We start from the raw sequence: 13,973 nt of genomic DNA, 5'->3' as shown, positions 1-13,973 counted from the left end.
CGGCGGCCCGTCCGGGGTCCGGCTTCGACGCCCACGTCCGGGACGGGTGCCGTCGTCAGCGCCCGGGAACGCCACCGGCCGGGCCGCAGGAGCGGTCCGGCCGGGAAGGTCGACAGGTCAGCGCAGCGACTCGAGCTCCGCCGCCAGGTTGTCGGCCTCGGGACCGACGATCACCTGGACGATGTGCCCCGACCGCACGACGCCGAACGCGCCGCTGGCCTTGAGAGCCGTCTCGTCGACCAGGTGGGCGTCGCTGACCTCCACGCGCAGCCGCGTGATGCACGGCTCCAGGTCGACGACGTTCCCGTCGCCGCCCAGCGCAGCGAGGATCTGCTCTGCCTTGCTCATGGAACTCCCCAGGTCATCGGCGCCGGCCGGTCGGCGCGCGTCGTCAAGCCTAACCCCGGTCCGGCCGCGGGGCCGGTGCGTGTCCGCTGGCATTCCGACGCCCCCACGGACGACACTGCCCTGCAACGTCGACGAGGAGGTCGCAGCACCGTGAGCCCCCACCCGCCCACCGTCGTCACCGGCATCGGGGTGGGCCCCGGCCGTGCCGTCGGGCCCGCGGCCTTCCTGCCCGAGCCCGTCGCCGAACCGCCGTCGGGGCGCCGCCTCCCGCCCGGGAGCGACTACGCGGCGCAGGCGGCGCGCGTCGGGGAGGCGTCCGCCCGGGTCCAGGCCGCGCTCGACGCGGCCGCGACGCGCGCCGAGGGCGAGAGCGCGGACCTGCTGCACGCCACCGCCGCGATCGCCGCCGACCCCACGCTCGTCGCCGACGCCGAGCAGCGCGTGCTCACCGACCGGCTCGTGCCCGAGCGCGCGGTGTGGGAGGCCGCCGACGCGGTCGCCGAGCAGTTCGCGGCCCTCGGCGGGCTGTTCGCCGAGCGCGTGCGCGACATCGAGGACGTGCGTGACCGGCTCGTCGCCGACCTCACCGGCCGGCCCGCGCCCGGCCTCCCCGAGCGCGACCAGCCGTACGTGCTCGTCGCCACCGACATCGCGCCCGCGCTCGTCGCGACGCTCGACCCCGCGCAGGTGCTCGGCATCGTCACCGGTGCGGGCGGACCCACCTCGCACACCGCGATCCTCGCCCGCGCGCGCGGCATCCCGTGCGTCGTCGCCGCACGCGGCATCGAGACCACCGTCGACGAGGGAGTCGAGGTCCTCGTGGACGGCGGTGCGGGGACGGTGACCGTCGCGCCCGACGCGGCGCAGGTCGCCGCCGCTCGAGCGCTCGCCGCGCAGGTCCGCACGTTCGACGGCCAGGGGCGCACCGCCGACGGGCACCGCGTCGAGCTGCTCGCGAACGTCGGCAGCCCGCAGGACGCGCTCGACGCCGCCTCGCAGGGTGCCGAGGGTGTCGGGCTCTTCCGCACGGAGTTCGTGTTCCTCGACCACGACGAGGCGCCCGGCCTCGACGAGCAGGTCGCCGCCTACCGGCAGGTCCTCGCCGCCTTCCCCGGGCGCAAGGTGGTCGTGCGCACCCTCGACGCGGGCGCCGACAAGCCGCTGCCCTTCCTCGCCGGTGACGCCGAGGCCAACCCCGCGCTCGGCGTGCGGGGCCTGCGCACGTCCGTCGCGCACCCCGAGGTCCTCGAGGACCAGCTCACGGCGATCGCGCGCGCGGCGGCCGCCGAGTCGGCGACGGTCTGGGTCATGGCCCCCATGGTCGCGACCGTCGACGAGGCCCAGGAGTTCGTCGCCGCGTGCGCGCGGCACGGGCTGGAGACGGCCGGCGTCATGGTCGAGGTGCCGAGCGCCGCGCTGCTCGCCGGCCCGATCCTCGCGCACGCGTCGTTCGCGAGCATCGGCACCAACGACCTCACGCAGTACACGATGGCCGCCGACCGCGTGCTCGGTGCCGTCGCGCACCTGTCGTACGCGTGGCAGCCCGCCGTGCTCCAGCTCGTCGCGGCGACGTGCCGCGGCGGCGCCCAGCAGGGCCGTCCCGTCGGCGTCTGCGGCGAGGCCGCCGCGGTGCCCGCGCTCGCCGTGGTGCTCGTCGGGCTCGGGGTCACGTCGCTGTCGATGACGTCGCGCGCGCTTCCCGACGTCGCCGCCGTGCTCGCCGCGACCCCGCTCGACGAGTGCCGCCGCCTCGCGACCCTCGCGCTCGCCGCGTCGACCGCCACCGACGCGCAGGAGGTCGTCCGGGCGGGGCTGCCGGTGCTGGCGGAGCTCGGGCTCTGAGGGGGGTGCGCGGCCCGGTCCCCGCGTCCGGGTCGGGGTGACCGACGCCTCGTCCTGGCGCCCGCGCGTGCGTGTGAGGATGGTCGGCGTGAGACCCGACTCGTTCTACGCGGCCGTCGGCGGGCACGACACGTTCGTGCGGCTCGTCGACGAGTTCTACCGCGGCGTCGCCGACGACCCGGTGCTGCGCGCGATGTACCCCGAGGAGGACCTCGGCCCCGCCGCCGAGCGGCTGACGATGTTCCTCGAGCAGTACTGGGGCGGCCCGACGACCTACGGCGAGCAGCGCGGCCACCCGCGCCTGCGCATGCGGCACGCCCCGTTCAAGGTCAACCCCGACGCGCGCGACCGCTGGTTGCGCCACATGCGCGCCGCGGTGGACACCCTCGACCTGGCCCCCCTGCACAAGGCCGAGCTGTGGGACTACCTGGAGCGCGCGGCGCACTCGCTGCTCAACACCTTCGAGGACTGAGGCGGAGCGCAGCGGAGGGTGCGGGCCGCGCCGGCGGCACGCGCCCGCAGCGGAGCGCAGCCTCAGTCCGACCACAGGAAGCGGAACTGAGGCGGAGCGCAGCGGAGGGTGCGGGCCGCGCCGGCGGCACGCGCCCGCAGCGGAGCGCAGCCTCGGTCCGACCGACAACACCGCAGCCCTGGCCGTGGCACGCTCTGGGGCATGAGCGACGCGCCCGTCTCCCCCACCGCCGCCGTCCTGGACGCGCTGGACCTGACACCGGACCCGACGGTCCCGGACCAGTTCTCGGGGCACAGCCTCCCGCAGCCCAACGGGCGAGTGTTCGGCGGGCAGGTGCTCGCGCAGGCGCTGCTCGCCGCGGGTCGCACGGTCGACGCCGACCGGCTGCCGCACTCGCTGCACGGGTACTTCCTGCGCGCGGGCGTCGTGACGGAGCCGATCTCGTTCGCGGTCGAGCGGCTCCGGGACGGGCGGTCGTTCACGGCCCGCCGGACGCACGCGCTGCAGGGCGGCGCCCCGATCCTGTCGCTCATCGCGTCGTTCCAGACGGAGCAGGACGGAGTCGACTACGCGGACGAGATGCCGGACGGCGTCCCCGCACCCGAGGACGTGCCGTCGGCGCTCGACCTGCTCGGGACGATCGACCACCCGGCGGCGAAGTTCTGGGCGCAGGAGTCGGCGTTCGACGTCCGGCACGTCGACGGCTCGATCTACCTGGGCCGCGCCGCCGAGGTCACGGGACGCCAGCAGGTGTGGTTCCGGGCGCGCGACCCGCTGCCGGACGACCGGCTGCTGCACCGCGCGCTGCTCGCGTACGCGTGCGACCAGGTCATGCTCGAGCCCGTGCTGCGCCGGTCGGGACGCTCGTGGGTGACGCCCGGCATGTCGATCGCGAGCCTGGACCACGCGATGTGGTGGCACCGGGACGCGCGCGTCGACGACTGGCTCCTGTACGTGCAGACGTCGCCGAGCGCGCAGGGCGGGCGCGGCCTCGGGGCGGCACGGGTGTTCACGCGTGACGGGACGCTCGTCGCGTCGATCGCGCAGGAGGGCATGGTCCGCTTCCCGGACTGAGCCCGCGGACGCCGAGCGGGCGGGCGTGCTGCGCCGGCCGGGCACGCGACGGCCGCTCACCGCGCGGGACGCGCGCCGTCGGGTGACACTCCCGGCATGGCTCGCCTCCGCCGCGTCCGCATCGACGCCCCCGGCTGGACCCGCCGCCGCGCGGGCAAGGGGTTCGTCTACCTCGACGTGCAGCGCGTGCGGATCACGGAGGTCGAGCACCTCGAGCGGATCACCGGGCTCGCGATCCCGCCCGCGTGGCGCGACGTGTGGATCAGCCCGTGGCCCAACGGCCACATCCAGGCGGCCGGGCTCGACGACGCCGAACGCCGCCAGTACCTGTACCACGCGCAGTGGCGGCTGCGGCGCGACCGGCTCAAGCACGACCACGTCCTCGACGTCGCGCGCCGGCTGCCCACCGCGCGGCGGCACGTCGAGCGCGACCTCGAGCTGCCGGGCATGCCGAAGCAGAAGGCGCTCGCGCTCGCGTTCCGGCTGCTCGACCTCGCGTACCTGCGGGTCGGCGGCGAGGGCTACGCCGCGAAGCACGGCTCGTACGGTCTCGCGACGCTGCGCAAGGACCACGTGCGCGTCCTGCCGCCCGAGCCGGGCTCCGACGAAGGGCGCGTGCACCTGCACTTCCCCGCGAAGTCGGGCCAGGTGCGGGACACCGTCGTCGAGGACGACGTGGTCGCGACGCTCGTGCGGACGCTCGTGCGGCGGCGCGACGACATGGAGGACCTGCTCGCGTGGCAGGACGACGACGGCGTCTGGCACGACGTGACGAGCGCCGACGTCGGCCAGTACGTGAAGCTGCGGCTCGGCGACGACGCGTCGGCGAAGGACTTCCGGACGTGGCACGCGACGGTCCTCGCGGCGCGCGGGCTCGCGGCCGTGGGGCCGGCGCCGCGCAGCGACCGCGCGCGCCGCAAGGTCGTGACGCAGGTCGTCAAGGACGTCGCGGACGAGCTGGGCAACACGCCCGCGGTGTGCCGGGCGTCGTACATCGACCCGCGCGTCGTCGACCTGTGGGAGCGCGGCGAGACGATCCGGCCCACGCGGTCCCAGCGCGTCGCCGAGCGCGAGACGCTGCGGATGCTGTCGTCATGACCACCGCGCCCGGCCCCACGACCGGCGGTGTCGCGTCCGACGTGCGGGGCGCCCGCACCCCACGGAGACTTCCCGGATGACCCCCAGCGCCGCAGGACCGCCTCCCGCCCAGCCGTCGGACGGCGCGAGGGTGGCCGACGCGCCGGGCGCCGACGACGCCGCCCTCGCGCCCGAACCCGTCGCCGCCACGCTGCCGGGCCTCGTGCCAGGTCCCGGGCCGGACGGGCGCCCGCGCCCCGACGCCCCGCTCGTCGCCGTCACCGGCGTGACCGGCTACGTGGGCGGACGCCTCGTCCCCGAGCTGCTGTCGGCCGGCTATCGGGTGCGCGCGCTCGCGCGGTCGCCGAAGCGCCTGCGCGGGCGCCCGTGGGTCGGCGACGTCGAGGCCGTCGAGGCGGACGCGTCGGACCTCGACCAGACCCGTGCGGCGCTCGAGGGCGTCGAGATCGCGTACTACCTCATCCACTCGCTCGGGTCGGGCCGGACGTTCGAGTCGCGCGACCGGACGACCGCGCTCACGTTCGCGCGTGCGGCGCGCGAGGCCGGCGTGCGGCGGATCGTGTACCTGGGCGGCCTGTACCCCGAGGGCGAGGACCTGTCGCCCCACCTCGCGTCGCGCACCGAGGTCGGCGAGATCCTGCTCGCGTCGGGTGTCCCGACGACGGTGCTGCGCGCCGCCGTCATCCTCGGGTCCGGCTCGGCGTCGTTCGAGATGATGCGCTACCTCACCGAGCGCCTGCCCGCGATGACGGTCCCGCGCTGGGTCGAGAACCGGATCCAGCCCATCGCGATCCGCGACGTGCTGCGCTACCTCGTCGGCGCCGCGGCGATGCCGCCCGAGGTGAGCCGCGGGTTCGACATCGGCGGCCCCGACGTCCTCACCTACCGCGAGATGATGCAGCGCTACGCGGCCGCCGCAGGGCTGCCGCGACGCGTGATCGTCGGTGTCGGCGTGCTCACACCGCGGCTGTCGAGCCTGTGGGTCTCGCTCGTCACGCCCGTCCCGGGCGGGCTCGCGCGGCCGCTCGTCGAGTCGCTCGTGCACGAGGTCGTGTGCGACGAGCACGACATCGCGCGCTGGGTGCCCGACCCGCCCGAGGGGCTCGTGGACTTCGACCGCGCGGTGCGGCTCGCGCTGCGGCGCGTGCACGACGCGGCCGTCTCGACCCGCTGGTCGTCCGCGTCGGCGCCCGGGACCCCGAGCGACCCGCTGCCGTCGGACCCGGGGTGGGCGGGCGGCTCGCTCTACGTCGACGAACGGCGCGTCACGGTCGACGCGTCGCCTGCGGCGCTGTGGCGCGTGCTGGAGTCCGTCGGCGGCGAGAACGGGTGGTACTCGTGGCCGCTCGCATGGCGCGTCCGCGGGTTCGGGGACCGGCTCGTCGGCGGTCCGGGCCTGCGCCGCGGACGGCGGGACCCGTGGCGGCTGCTCGTCGACGACGCCGTGGACTTCTGGCGCGTCGAGGAGGTCGAGCCCGGGCGCCTGCTGCGTCTGCGGGCCGAGATGCGCGTCCCCGGGCTCGCATGGCTCGAGCTGCGGGTGGAGACGGACGACGACGCCGACGCGAGCCGCGAGGCGGAGCCCGCCGCGAACGGCGTCGTCGTGGACGACGTCCGCGGCGGCGGCGCACCGCGCCGTGGCGACGGGGGCGGCGACGGGGGCGGCGACGACGCGGGCGACGACGGGGGCGGCGACGACGCGGGTGGCGTCGTGCGGCCCGGCGACGACGCGCGGTGGCTGCGTCCGCCGGCCGTCTTCGCGCAGCGCGCGCTGTTCCACCCGCGCGGGCTCCTGGGGCAGCTCTACTGGTGGTCCGTGGCACCCTTCCACGGCGTCGTCTTCGGCGGCATGCAGCGCAACATGGCCCGCGCGGCGGAGCGTGCCGAGCGGGCCCGGACCGACCGGACGACGGCCCGGGAAGACGCGGCCCGGCCGGGTGTCGACGCGGCCCGGCCAGGTGTCGACGCGGCCCGGCCAGGTGTCGGCGCGCCCCCTGCGAACAACACGCGCCCGGACACGGCGGCCGGCGCATGACGCCGCCGAGCGTCTCCGTGGTCGTCCCCTCGCGGGACGACGCGACGCTGCTCGACCGGTGCCTCACGGCGCTCGCCGCGCAGACCGTCGCGCCCGCGCAGGTCGTGGTCGTGGACAACGGCTCGCGCGACGACACCGCGGACGTCGCACGTCGTTACGGCGCGACGTGCCTGCACGAGAGCACGCCGGGCATCTGGGCCGCGGCCGCGACCGGCTACGACGCGGCCGTGGGGGACGTCATCGCCCGGTGCGACGCCGACAGCGTGCCGCCGCCCGACTGGATCGAGCACCTGGCGGCGACGTTCGACGCCGACCCGGACCTCGCCGCCGTCACGGGGCCGGGGCGCTTCGTCGGGCCGTCACGCCTGGTGCGCGTGCTGGGCGACGTGCTCTACATGCGCGCGTACCGCGTCCTCATGGGGGGCGCGCTCGCGCACCCGCCGCTGTTCGGGTCGAACCTCGCGATGCGCCGCACGGTGTGGGAGCACGTCGCGCACGACGTCCACCGGACACGGCAGGACCTGCACGACGACGTCGACCTCAGCTACCACGTGGGCGACGTCGGGACGATCCGGCACGACCCGACGCTCGTCGTGGGGATCTCGGCACGCCCGCTGCGCGACTGGCGCGGGCTGTGGGAGCGGGTCCGGCGCGGGCTGCGGACGATCGACGTGCACCGTCCCGACGACGCCCCGTCGCGCCGGCACCTGCGGCGCTGGCGGTCGGCGGCTCGACCGGGACGCGCGGCGTTCTGAGCCGGGGGGCCGTCCGACGGCGCGCCGGCGCCGGACCCGGCCCGGCGTGCGCCGGGTCAGGAGCACCCACGCGTCGACCGCGGCCCCGGTCAGGCCTCCGGACGGCGCCGGTGCCGCACGGGCTCCTCGACGTACGTCTGCCACGCCGCACGCTCGACGTCGCCGAGCCGTCGTGGGCGGCCGGTCGCGGAGTCGACGAGCACCAGCGTCGTCGTCGCACGCGCGAACACGGTGCTCGTCGGGTCGACGGCGGGGCGGTCGCGCACCTCGTAGCAGACGTCGAGGCTCGCACCGCCGAGGTGACCGAGCCACATCTCGACGACCACGGGCGAGCGCCGGTAGCCGAGCGGGACGAGGTACTCGATCTCCTGCCGCGCGACGAGCGTCGACGTCTGCGCGCCCGGACCCGCGTCGAGCACGGCCGTCGGCCACGTCGCGTCCGGGCGCGTGCCGTCCTGCGCCTCGGGGTGGCGCCAGAACGCCTCGATCCGCGCCTCCTCGAGCAGGCGCAGCATCTCCACGTTGTTGACGTGCGCGTACGCGTCCATGTCGGACCAGCGCAGCTGCACGGGGACCTCGAGCCGAGCCACACGACCTCCTTCGCCGACCAGCGATCCTACGAGCCCGCCGCGTGCGTGGGCGTCACGCCGCGGCCCGCTGGGCGGCCGCTGCGCACGCGGCCCACGCGCCCAGCTCGTCGGTCACGGGACGCACGACGAGGTCGCGCGCGACGTCCTCGACGCCGGCCCGCAGCCGTCGCCGGACCCGCGCGGCCCGTCGCCGCGCACCCACGCCCGCGAGGACGCGCGACACGAGCGCGAGGAGCACGCCGAGCAGCAGACCCCCGACGGTCAGCACGGTCGGCCAGGGCACCTCGCCCCAGGTGGGTGTCGGCGGCGCCGGCAGCTGGAGGTAGGCCAGCCCGGCGAGGGCGGCGAGCCACACCGCGCCGGCGACCGCGACCGCGAGCAGCACCCACTGGACCACCCCGACGGCGCGCCACCAGCGCGGGTCGCGCGCACCCGCGGGCGCGGACGCGACGACGGCGCGGTCCAGCGCGTCGGGGATCGCGTCGCGCGCGACGGCCGCGCGGGCGGCGAGCGTCCACGCGTCCGGGGCGCCGGTGGTCGCCGCGTCCAGGAAGTCGCGGACCGCGATCGAGACCTGGGCGCCGGCCGTGGTCGCGGGGCGCGGCATCGACGAGCGGCGCGACGCCGCCTCCTCCTCGTGCGAGGCCCTGCTCGTCGCGGGCGTGGCGCGGCCCGTGAGCGCGTCGAGCGCCGGCGGACGGCCCAGGCCCAGCCGGCGCAGCGGGTCCGCCCGCAGCCGCCCGACCCACCGCGTGACCGGCCAGCCGGTCACCGCGCGCGCCTGCCGGACCGTGGAGCGCCGGGTGGCGTCGACGACCAGCGGGACGCCCGCCGCGACCTCGAGCGCGTCGACCAGCCGGGGCGCGGCCCGGTCCCCCGCGGACGAGGCGTCCTGAGCGCTCCCGCAGGCCTCGCGCAGCGCGGCGCCGGCAGCACGCACGTCCGCCACGACGCGCTGGGTGGCGGCCCGACGGCGGCGTGCGGCCTCGGCGAGATGCTCGCGCAGCGCGTCGACGCCCTCGCCCGTCACGGCGCTCACCGGCAGCACCGTGACGTCCCGCAGCCCGTCCTGCGCGGCGATCCGCCGGACGTCGGCCACGACCTCGGTGACCTCGCGCGGCGTCAGTCGGTCGACCTGGTTGAGCGCGAGCAGCAGGACCGCGGCGTGCCCCGCCATCGGGCGCAGGTAGCGCACGTGCAGCGCGGCGTCGGCGTACTTCTGCGGGTCGACGACCCACACGAGCAGGTCGGCGCGCGCGTAGAGCCGTTCGGCGACCGCCCGGTGCTCGGCGACGACCGAGTCGTGGTCGGGCAGGTCGAGCAGGACGGCACCGGTCGGCAGGTCGGGCGGTCCGTCGACCGCGCGCGGACGTCGCCGGACGAGCGTGCCGAGGCTGCCGAGCCCGCCCGTGCGGCCCCGCGCCCTCACGACGCCGGCACCGGCCACGTCGGGGCTCTCGCCACCGACGACGACACGGTCGCGCACCTCGAGCCAGTCCAGCAGGCCGTCGGGTGAGGGCGCGGGAGCGGTCGTCACCGGTCCGGGCGGTGGCAGCACCACCGCGAGGGGGCGGCCCGTCGTCGGGCGCGTCACGCCGGGGCGGGCGATCTCGGCACCGACGAGCGCGTTGAACAGCGACGACTTCCCCGAGCCGGTCGCGCCCGCGAGCGCCACGACCGTGTACTCGCCCGAGAGCGCCAGCCGCTCGCGCGCCCGGCCGAGGACCTCGGCCGCCGACGACTCGACCTGCGGGTCCACGCGCCCCGCCGCGAGCGCCACCGCCTGCTCGAGCGCGAGGAGCCGCGACGCGGGGTCGACGTCCGCGGGGCTCATGCGCGACCTCCCCCGCGCACGCGCGCCCACCATCCGCGCAGACCGCCCGCCTCCGCCCGGCCGGGCGCCCCGTCGTCCGTGCTCGCGCCGCCGACGTCCGCGCGGGAGCCGACAGGCGGTCGGCCCCCCAGGCCGGACCCGCGCAGGCGTCCACCACCGGGGCCGGCCGTCGACGCCCTCGTGGGGTCCGCCGCCCCGCCGGGTGCGTGCTGCTCGCTGCCGGACGTCGTGCGCGCCCCGAGCCCGCCGTCGCCGGACGTCGCGCGCGCCGCGACCTCGACGAGCGACGCGCGAGCCCGCAGCGCCCCGCCGTCGACGACGCCCGCCGCGAGCGTCTCGAGCGCCGACGTGAACCGCGCCGCCTCGCCGTCGAGCAGCTGCGCGACGCGCGCGTCGAGGCGCTCGTGCGCGGTGCGTGTGAGCCGCCGCACGGCCTCGTCGCCGAAGACGGCCTCGAGGAGCCGCTGCGCGAGGAGTGCCGTGCCGCCGACGATGCCGACCTCCGCACCCGTGAGCCCGCCGGTCGACGCGAACACCGCGACCATGAGCGCCGCACCGAGCCCGTTGACACCGAAGGAGACCGCGCGGGCGGTCGCCCGCTTCTCCGCGCCCTCGCCGCGCACCAGGTCGAGCACGTCGTCCTGCCAGGCCCGGACCTGCTCCTCGGCCCGCACGCGCAGGTCGGCCGACGCGCGCGACAGCGCGAGCCCGTGCAGCAGCGGCTGGCCCGCGGGGTCGTGGTGCCAGTCGGCGTGGGCGCGCGCGGCCGCGTCCTCCGCGGCGTCGACGACCAGCGCCGTCACGCCGTGCCCGACGGCCTGCGCGAGCCCCGGGTCGGCCGCCCGGCGCCCGGTCATCGCGCCGACGACGCGGTCGCGGACCCGTGACACGCCCGCCTCGAGCCGTCGGAACCACTCACCGGTCCCGACGACGTCCTGCCACCGCGCGAGCACCTCGCCGCGCAGCATGGTGCCGTCGGACGTCTGCTCGGCGACCCGGACGCGCGCGGCGGCGTAGGCGGCGGCGACGGCGTCGCGCAGCCGGTCCGCGGCGCGCCGCTGGTCGTCGGCCGCGTCGGCGACCACGCGGGCCCGCACGGCCACGTCGAGCACGGCGCCGTCGCGCGTCGCGGCGACCGCTCGGGCGCGCACGTCCGGGTCGAGCGCGAGCGCCATGAGCCAGTCCGCGACACCGGCGATCTCGGCCTCCGGCAGGAGGCCGTCCGTCAGCGTGCTCTCCCGGACCACGAGCACCTCGGCACCGCCCAGCCCGCGCTCCGCGAGCATGCGACGCAGGTCGGCGGTCACGGCGTCCTCGGTGCCCGCGTCGACGCGGTCGAGCACGATCGCCAGGTGCGTGCGGCGCCGCTGCGCCTCGGTGAGGAGCTCCCACGGGACGGCGTCGGCATAGCGTGCGGCGGTCGTGACGAACAACCACGCGTCGGCGGCGCGCAGCAGCTGGCCGGCGAGGTCGCGGTTCGCCTCCTCGACCGAGTCGACGTCGGGCGCGTCCACGAGCGCGAGGCCCTGCGGGAGCGTCGTCGAGGCGACGGTGCGCAGCGCACGACCGTCCGTGCCCGGGTCACCGCGACGCGGCTCGCCGCTCGCCTCGGCGCCGCCGGTGTGCTCGCGCAGCCGGGCGAGGCCGGGCAGCACGCGTGCCGCGTCGACGTCGGGGGCGTCGTCGGGGTGGTGCACGAGCACGGGGCTGCGCGTCGTCGGCCGCAGCACGCCCGCCGTGCTCACGTGCTCGCCGAGCAGCGAGTTGAGCAGCGTGGACTTGCCCGCTCCCGTCGAGCCGCCGACGACGACGAGCGTCGCGGCCTCGGGGTCGCGCACGCGCGGCAGCAGGTGGTCGTCGAGCTGGTCCAGCAGCCGCCGGCGCTCCGCTGCCGCAGCGGCGGCGAGGGGTGTCGCGAACGGCAGCGACACCGTGTCGAGCGCGTCGCGCAGGCCCACGAGCGCGTCGACGAGGCCCGGGGACTCGCTCGTCGTCACGCGCCGTCCTTCCGTCGTCCGCCCGCGGTCCGGCCGCCCCGCCCTTGCCGGGTGACCGTTGCCGCCCCAGCCTGCCTCGTCGCGTCGCGCGCCGCGCGGCGACCACGCCGCCGACGTCACCGCGCCCGGCGCCCGTGGACGCGGACGACGACGGGCCGCGCGGATCGCTCCGCACGGCCCGTCGTCGCAGGCGGCTCAGTCGCGCCGCAGCTTGCGGTACGTCACCCGGTGCGGGCGCGCCGCGTCGGCGCCCAGGCGCGCGACCTTGTTCTCCTCGTACGCCGCGAAGTTGCCCTCGAACCAGTACCAGTTCGCGGGGTCCTCCTCGGTGCCCTCGTAGGCGAGGATGTGCGTCGCGACGCGGTCGAGGAACCACCGGTCGTGCGACACGACCACCGCGCAGCCGGGGAACTCGAGCAGCGCGTTCTCGAGCGAGCCGAGGGTCTCGACGTCGAGGTCGTTGGTGGGCTCGTCGAGGAGCAGCAGGTTGCCGCCCTGCTTGAGCGTGAGCGCGAGGTTGAGTCGGTTGCGCTCGCCACCCGACAGGACGCCCGCGGGCTTCTGCTGGTCCGGGCCCTTGAACCCGAACGCCGCGACGTACGCGCGCGAGGGCATCTCGACGTTGCCGACCTTGAGGAAGTCCAGGCCGTCGGAGACGACCTCCCACAGCGTCTTCTTCGGGTCGATGCCGCCGCGCGACTGGTCGACGTAGGAGATCGACACCGTCTCGCCGATCTTCAGGTCGCCGCCGTCGAGCGGCTCCAGCCCGACGATCGTCTTGAACAGGGTCGTCTTGCCGACGCCGTTCGGGCCGATGACGCCGACGATGCCGTTGCGCGGCAGCGTGAACGACAGCCCGTCGATGAGGGTGCGGCCGTCGAAGCCCTTCTCCAGGTCCTTGGCCTCGAGGACGATCGAGCCCAGGCGCGGGCCCGGCGGGATCTGGATCTCCTCGAAGTCGAGCTTGCGCGTGCGGTCCGCCTCGGCGGCCATCTCCTCGTAGCGGGCCAGACGCGACTTCGACTTGGTCTGGCGGCCCTTCGCGTTGGACCGGACCCACTCGAGCTCGTCCTTGAGGCGCTTCGCGAGCTTGGCGTCCTTCTTGCCCTGGATCGCGAGACGCTCCTGCTTCTTCTCCAGGTAGGTGGAGTAGTTGCCCTCGTACGGGTACAGGCGCCCGCGGTCGACCTCGCAGATCCACTCCGCGACGTGGTCGAGGAAGTACCGGTCGTGCGTGACCGCGAGGATCGCGCCCGGGTAGTCCTTGAGGTGCTGCTCGAGCCAGAGCACGCTCTCGGCATCGAGGTGGTTGGTGGGCTCGTCGAGGAGCAGCAGGTCGGGCTTCTCGAGGAGGAGCTTGCACAGCGCGACGCGACGGCGCTCACCACCGGAGAGCACCTTGACGTCGGCGTCCGGCGGCGGGCAGCGCAGCGCGTCCATGGCCTGCTCGAGCTGCGCGTCGAGGTCCCACGCGTCAGCGGCGTCGATGGCCTCCTGCAGCTGGCCCATCTCCGCGAGGAGCGCGTCGAAGTCCGCGTCGGGGTCCGCCATGAGGGCCGAGATCTCGTTGTAGCGGTCGAGCTTGCCCTTGATCTCGCCGACGCCCTCCTCGACGTTGCCGAGCACCGTCTTGTCCTCGTTGAGCGGCGGCTCCTGCTGCAGGATCCCGACCGTGTAGCCGGGGCTCAGGCGCGCCTCGCCGTTCGACGGCTGGTCGAGCCCGGCCATGATCTTGAGGATCGTCGACTTGCCGGCGCCGTTGGGGCCGACGACGCCGATCTTCGCGCCGGGCAGGAAGTTCAGGGAGACGTCGTCGAGGATGACCTTGTCGCCGTGCGCCTTGCGCGCCTTGTACATGGAGTAGATGAACTCAGCCACTGGCCTGTCGTCCGCCTCGGTGTCGTGGATGGTGGACGACGTCGGCGGGC

At 76.3% G+C, this 13,973-nt stretch carries 11 protein-coding genes; 6 read left to right on the top strand and 5 right to left on the bottom strand.

Annotated elements, in window-relative coordinates; all coding sequences use genetic code 11:
* Positions 1 to 117 precede the first annotated feature (117 nt).
* Positions 118 to 348: a glucose PTS transporter subunit EIIB gene (locus GXP71_RS03820; RefSeq protein WP_124343219.1), complete on the bottom strand. Its 231-nt coding sequence runs from the start codon at positions 346 to 348 to the stop codon at positions 118 to 120.
* Between the two features lie 150 nt (positions 349 to 498).
* On the opposite strand from GXP71_RS03820, the gene ptsP reads away from it, so the two are divergent.
* From ptsP to GXP71_RS03785, 6 genes are all read left to right on the top strand, one after another.
* On the top strand, positions 499 to 2,190 hold the full coding sequence (gene ptsP, locus GXP71_RS03815) for a phosphoenolpyruvate--protein phosphotransferase (RefSeq protein WP_162351571.1): 1,692 nt from the start codon (positions 499 to 501) through the stop codon (positions 2,188 to 2,190).
* A gap of 88 nt (positions 2,191 to 2,278) precedes the next feature.
* The gene (locus tag GXP71_RS03810) at positions 2,279 to 2,662 is read left to right on the top strand and encodes a globin (protein ID WP_162351570.1); all 384 of its coding nucleotides are present in this window, start codon (positions 2,279 to 2,281) and stop codon (positions 2,660 to 2,662) included.
* A 201-nt stretch (positions 2,663 to 2,863) separates the two neighbouring features.
* Entirely contained in the window at positions 2,864 to 3,736 is an 873-nt protein-coding gene (locus GXP71_RS03805) for an acyl-CoA thioesterase II (RefSeq protein WP_124344562.1), read from the top strand.
* Positions 3,737 to 3,832: 96 nt separating this feature from the next.
* Positions 3,833 to 4,834, top strand: coding sequence for a DNA topoisomerase IB (locus GXP71_RS03800; RefSeq protein WP_162351569.1), 1,002 nt, complete (start codon positions 3,833 to 3,835; stop codon positions 4,832 to 4,834).
* Between the two features lie 76 nt (positions 4,835 to 4,910).
* Positions 4,911 to 6,869, top strand: coding sequence for an SDR family oxidoreductase (locus GXP71_RS03795; protein ID WP_238402607.1), 1,959 nt, complete (start codon positions 4,911 to 4,913; stop codon positions 6,867 to 6,869).
* Positions 6,866 to 7,624, top strand: coding sequence for a glycosyltransferase family 2 protein (locus GXP71_RS03785; protein ID WP_162351568.1), 759 nt, complete (start codon positions 6,866 to 6,868; stop codon positions 7,622 to 7,624). The genes GXP71_RS03795 and GXP71_RS03785 overlap by 4 nt, the downstream gene beginning before the upstream one ends.
* A gap of 89 nt (positions 7,625 to 7,713) precedes the next feature.
* Here GXP71_RS03785 and GXP71_RS03780 read toward each other — a convergent pair whose 3' ends face one another.
* From GXP71_RS03780 to ettA, 4 genes are all read right to left on the bottom strand, one after another.
* On the bottom strand, positions 7,714 to 8,214 hold the full coding sequence (locus GXP71_RS03780) for a thioesterase family protein (RefSeq protein WP_162351567.1): 501 nt from the start codon (positions 8,212 to 8,214) through the stop codon (positions 7,714 to 7,716).
* Between the two features lie 52 nt (positions 8,215 to 8,266).
* On the bottom strand, positions 8,267 to 10,048 hold the full coding sequence (locus GXP71_RS03775; RefSeq protein ID WP_162351566.1) for a GTPase: 1,782 nt from the start codon (positions 10,046 to 10,048) through the stop codon (positions 8,267 to 8,269).
* Positions 10,045 to 12,045 (bottom strand): dynamin family protein, encoded by a 2,001-nt coding sequence (locus GXP71_RS03770; RefSeq protein WP_238402606.1) that lies wholly within the window; start codon positions 12,043 to 12,045, stop codon positions 10,045 to 10,047. Before GXP71_RS03770 ends, GXP71_RS03775 begins: the two co-directional genes overlap by 4 nt.
* A 195-nt stretch (positions 12,046 to 12,240) precedes the next feature.
* Positions 12,241 to 13,923, bottom strand: a complete 1,683-nt coding sequence (gene ettA, locus GXP71_RS03765; protein ID WP_162351565.1) for an energy-dependent translational throttle protein EttA — start codon at positions 13,921 to 13,923, stop codon at positions 12,241 to 12,243.
* Between the last annotated feature and the right edge of the window lie 50 nt (positions 13,924 to 13,973).

The sequence above is a fragment of the Cellulomonas sp. H30R-01 genome, assembly GCF_010119915.1.
GTDB lineage: Bacteria > Actinomycetota > Actinomycetes > Actinomycetales > Cellulomonadaceae > Cellulomonas > Cellulomonas algicola.
This window is presented reverse-complemented; position numbering and strand designations above follow the sequence as displayed.

Excerpts from the sequence above, each read along its gene's own strand:
- GXP71_RS03820 (WP_124343219.1), bottom strand. The coding sequence starts at position 348 with ATGAGCAAGGCAGAGCAGATCCTCGCTGCGCTGGGCGGCGACGGGAAC.
- GXP71_RS03805 (WP_124344562.1), top strand. The coding sequence starts at position 2,864 with ATGAGCGACGCGCCCGTCTCCCCCACCGCCGCCGTCCTGGACGCGCTG.
- GXP71_RS03800 (WP_162351569.1), top strand. The coding sequence starts at position 3,833 with ATGGCTCGCCTCCGCCGCGTCCGCATCGACGCCCCCGGCTGGACCCGC.
- GXP71_RS03785 (WP_162351568.1), top strand. The coding sequence starts at position 6,866 with ATGACGCCGCCGAGCGTCTCCGTGGTCGTCCCCTCGCGGGACGACGCG.
- GXP71_RS03795 (WP_238402607.1), top strand. The coding sequence starts at position 4,911 with ATGACCCCCAGCGCCGCAGGACCGCCTCCCGCCCAGCCGTCGGACGGC.
- GXP71_RS03775 (WP_162351566.1), bottom strand. The coding sequence starts at position 10,048 with ATGAGCCCCGCGGACGTCGACCCCGCGTCGCGGCTCCTCGCGCTCGAG.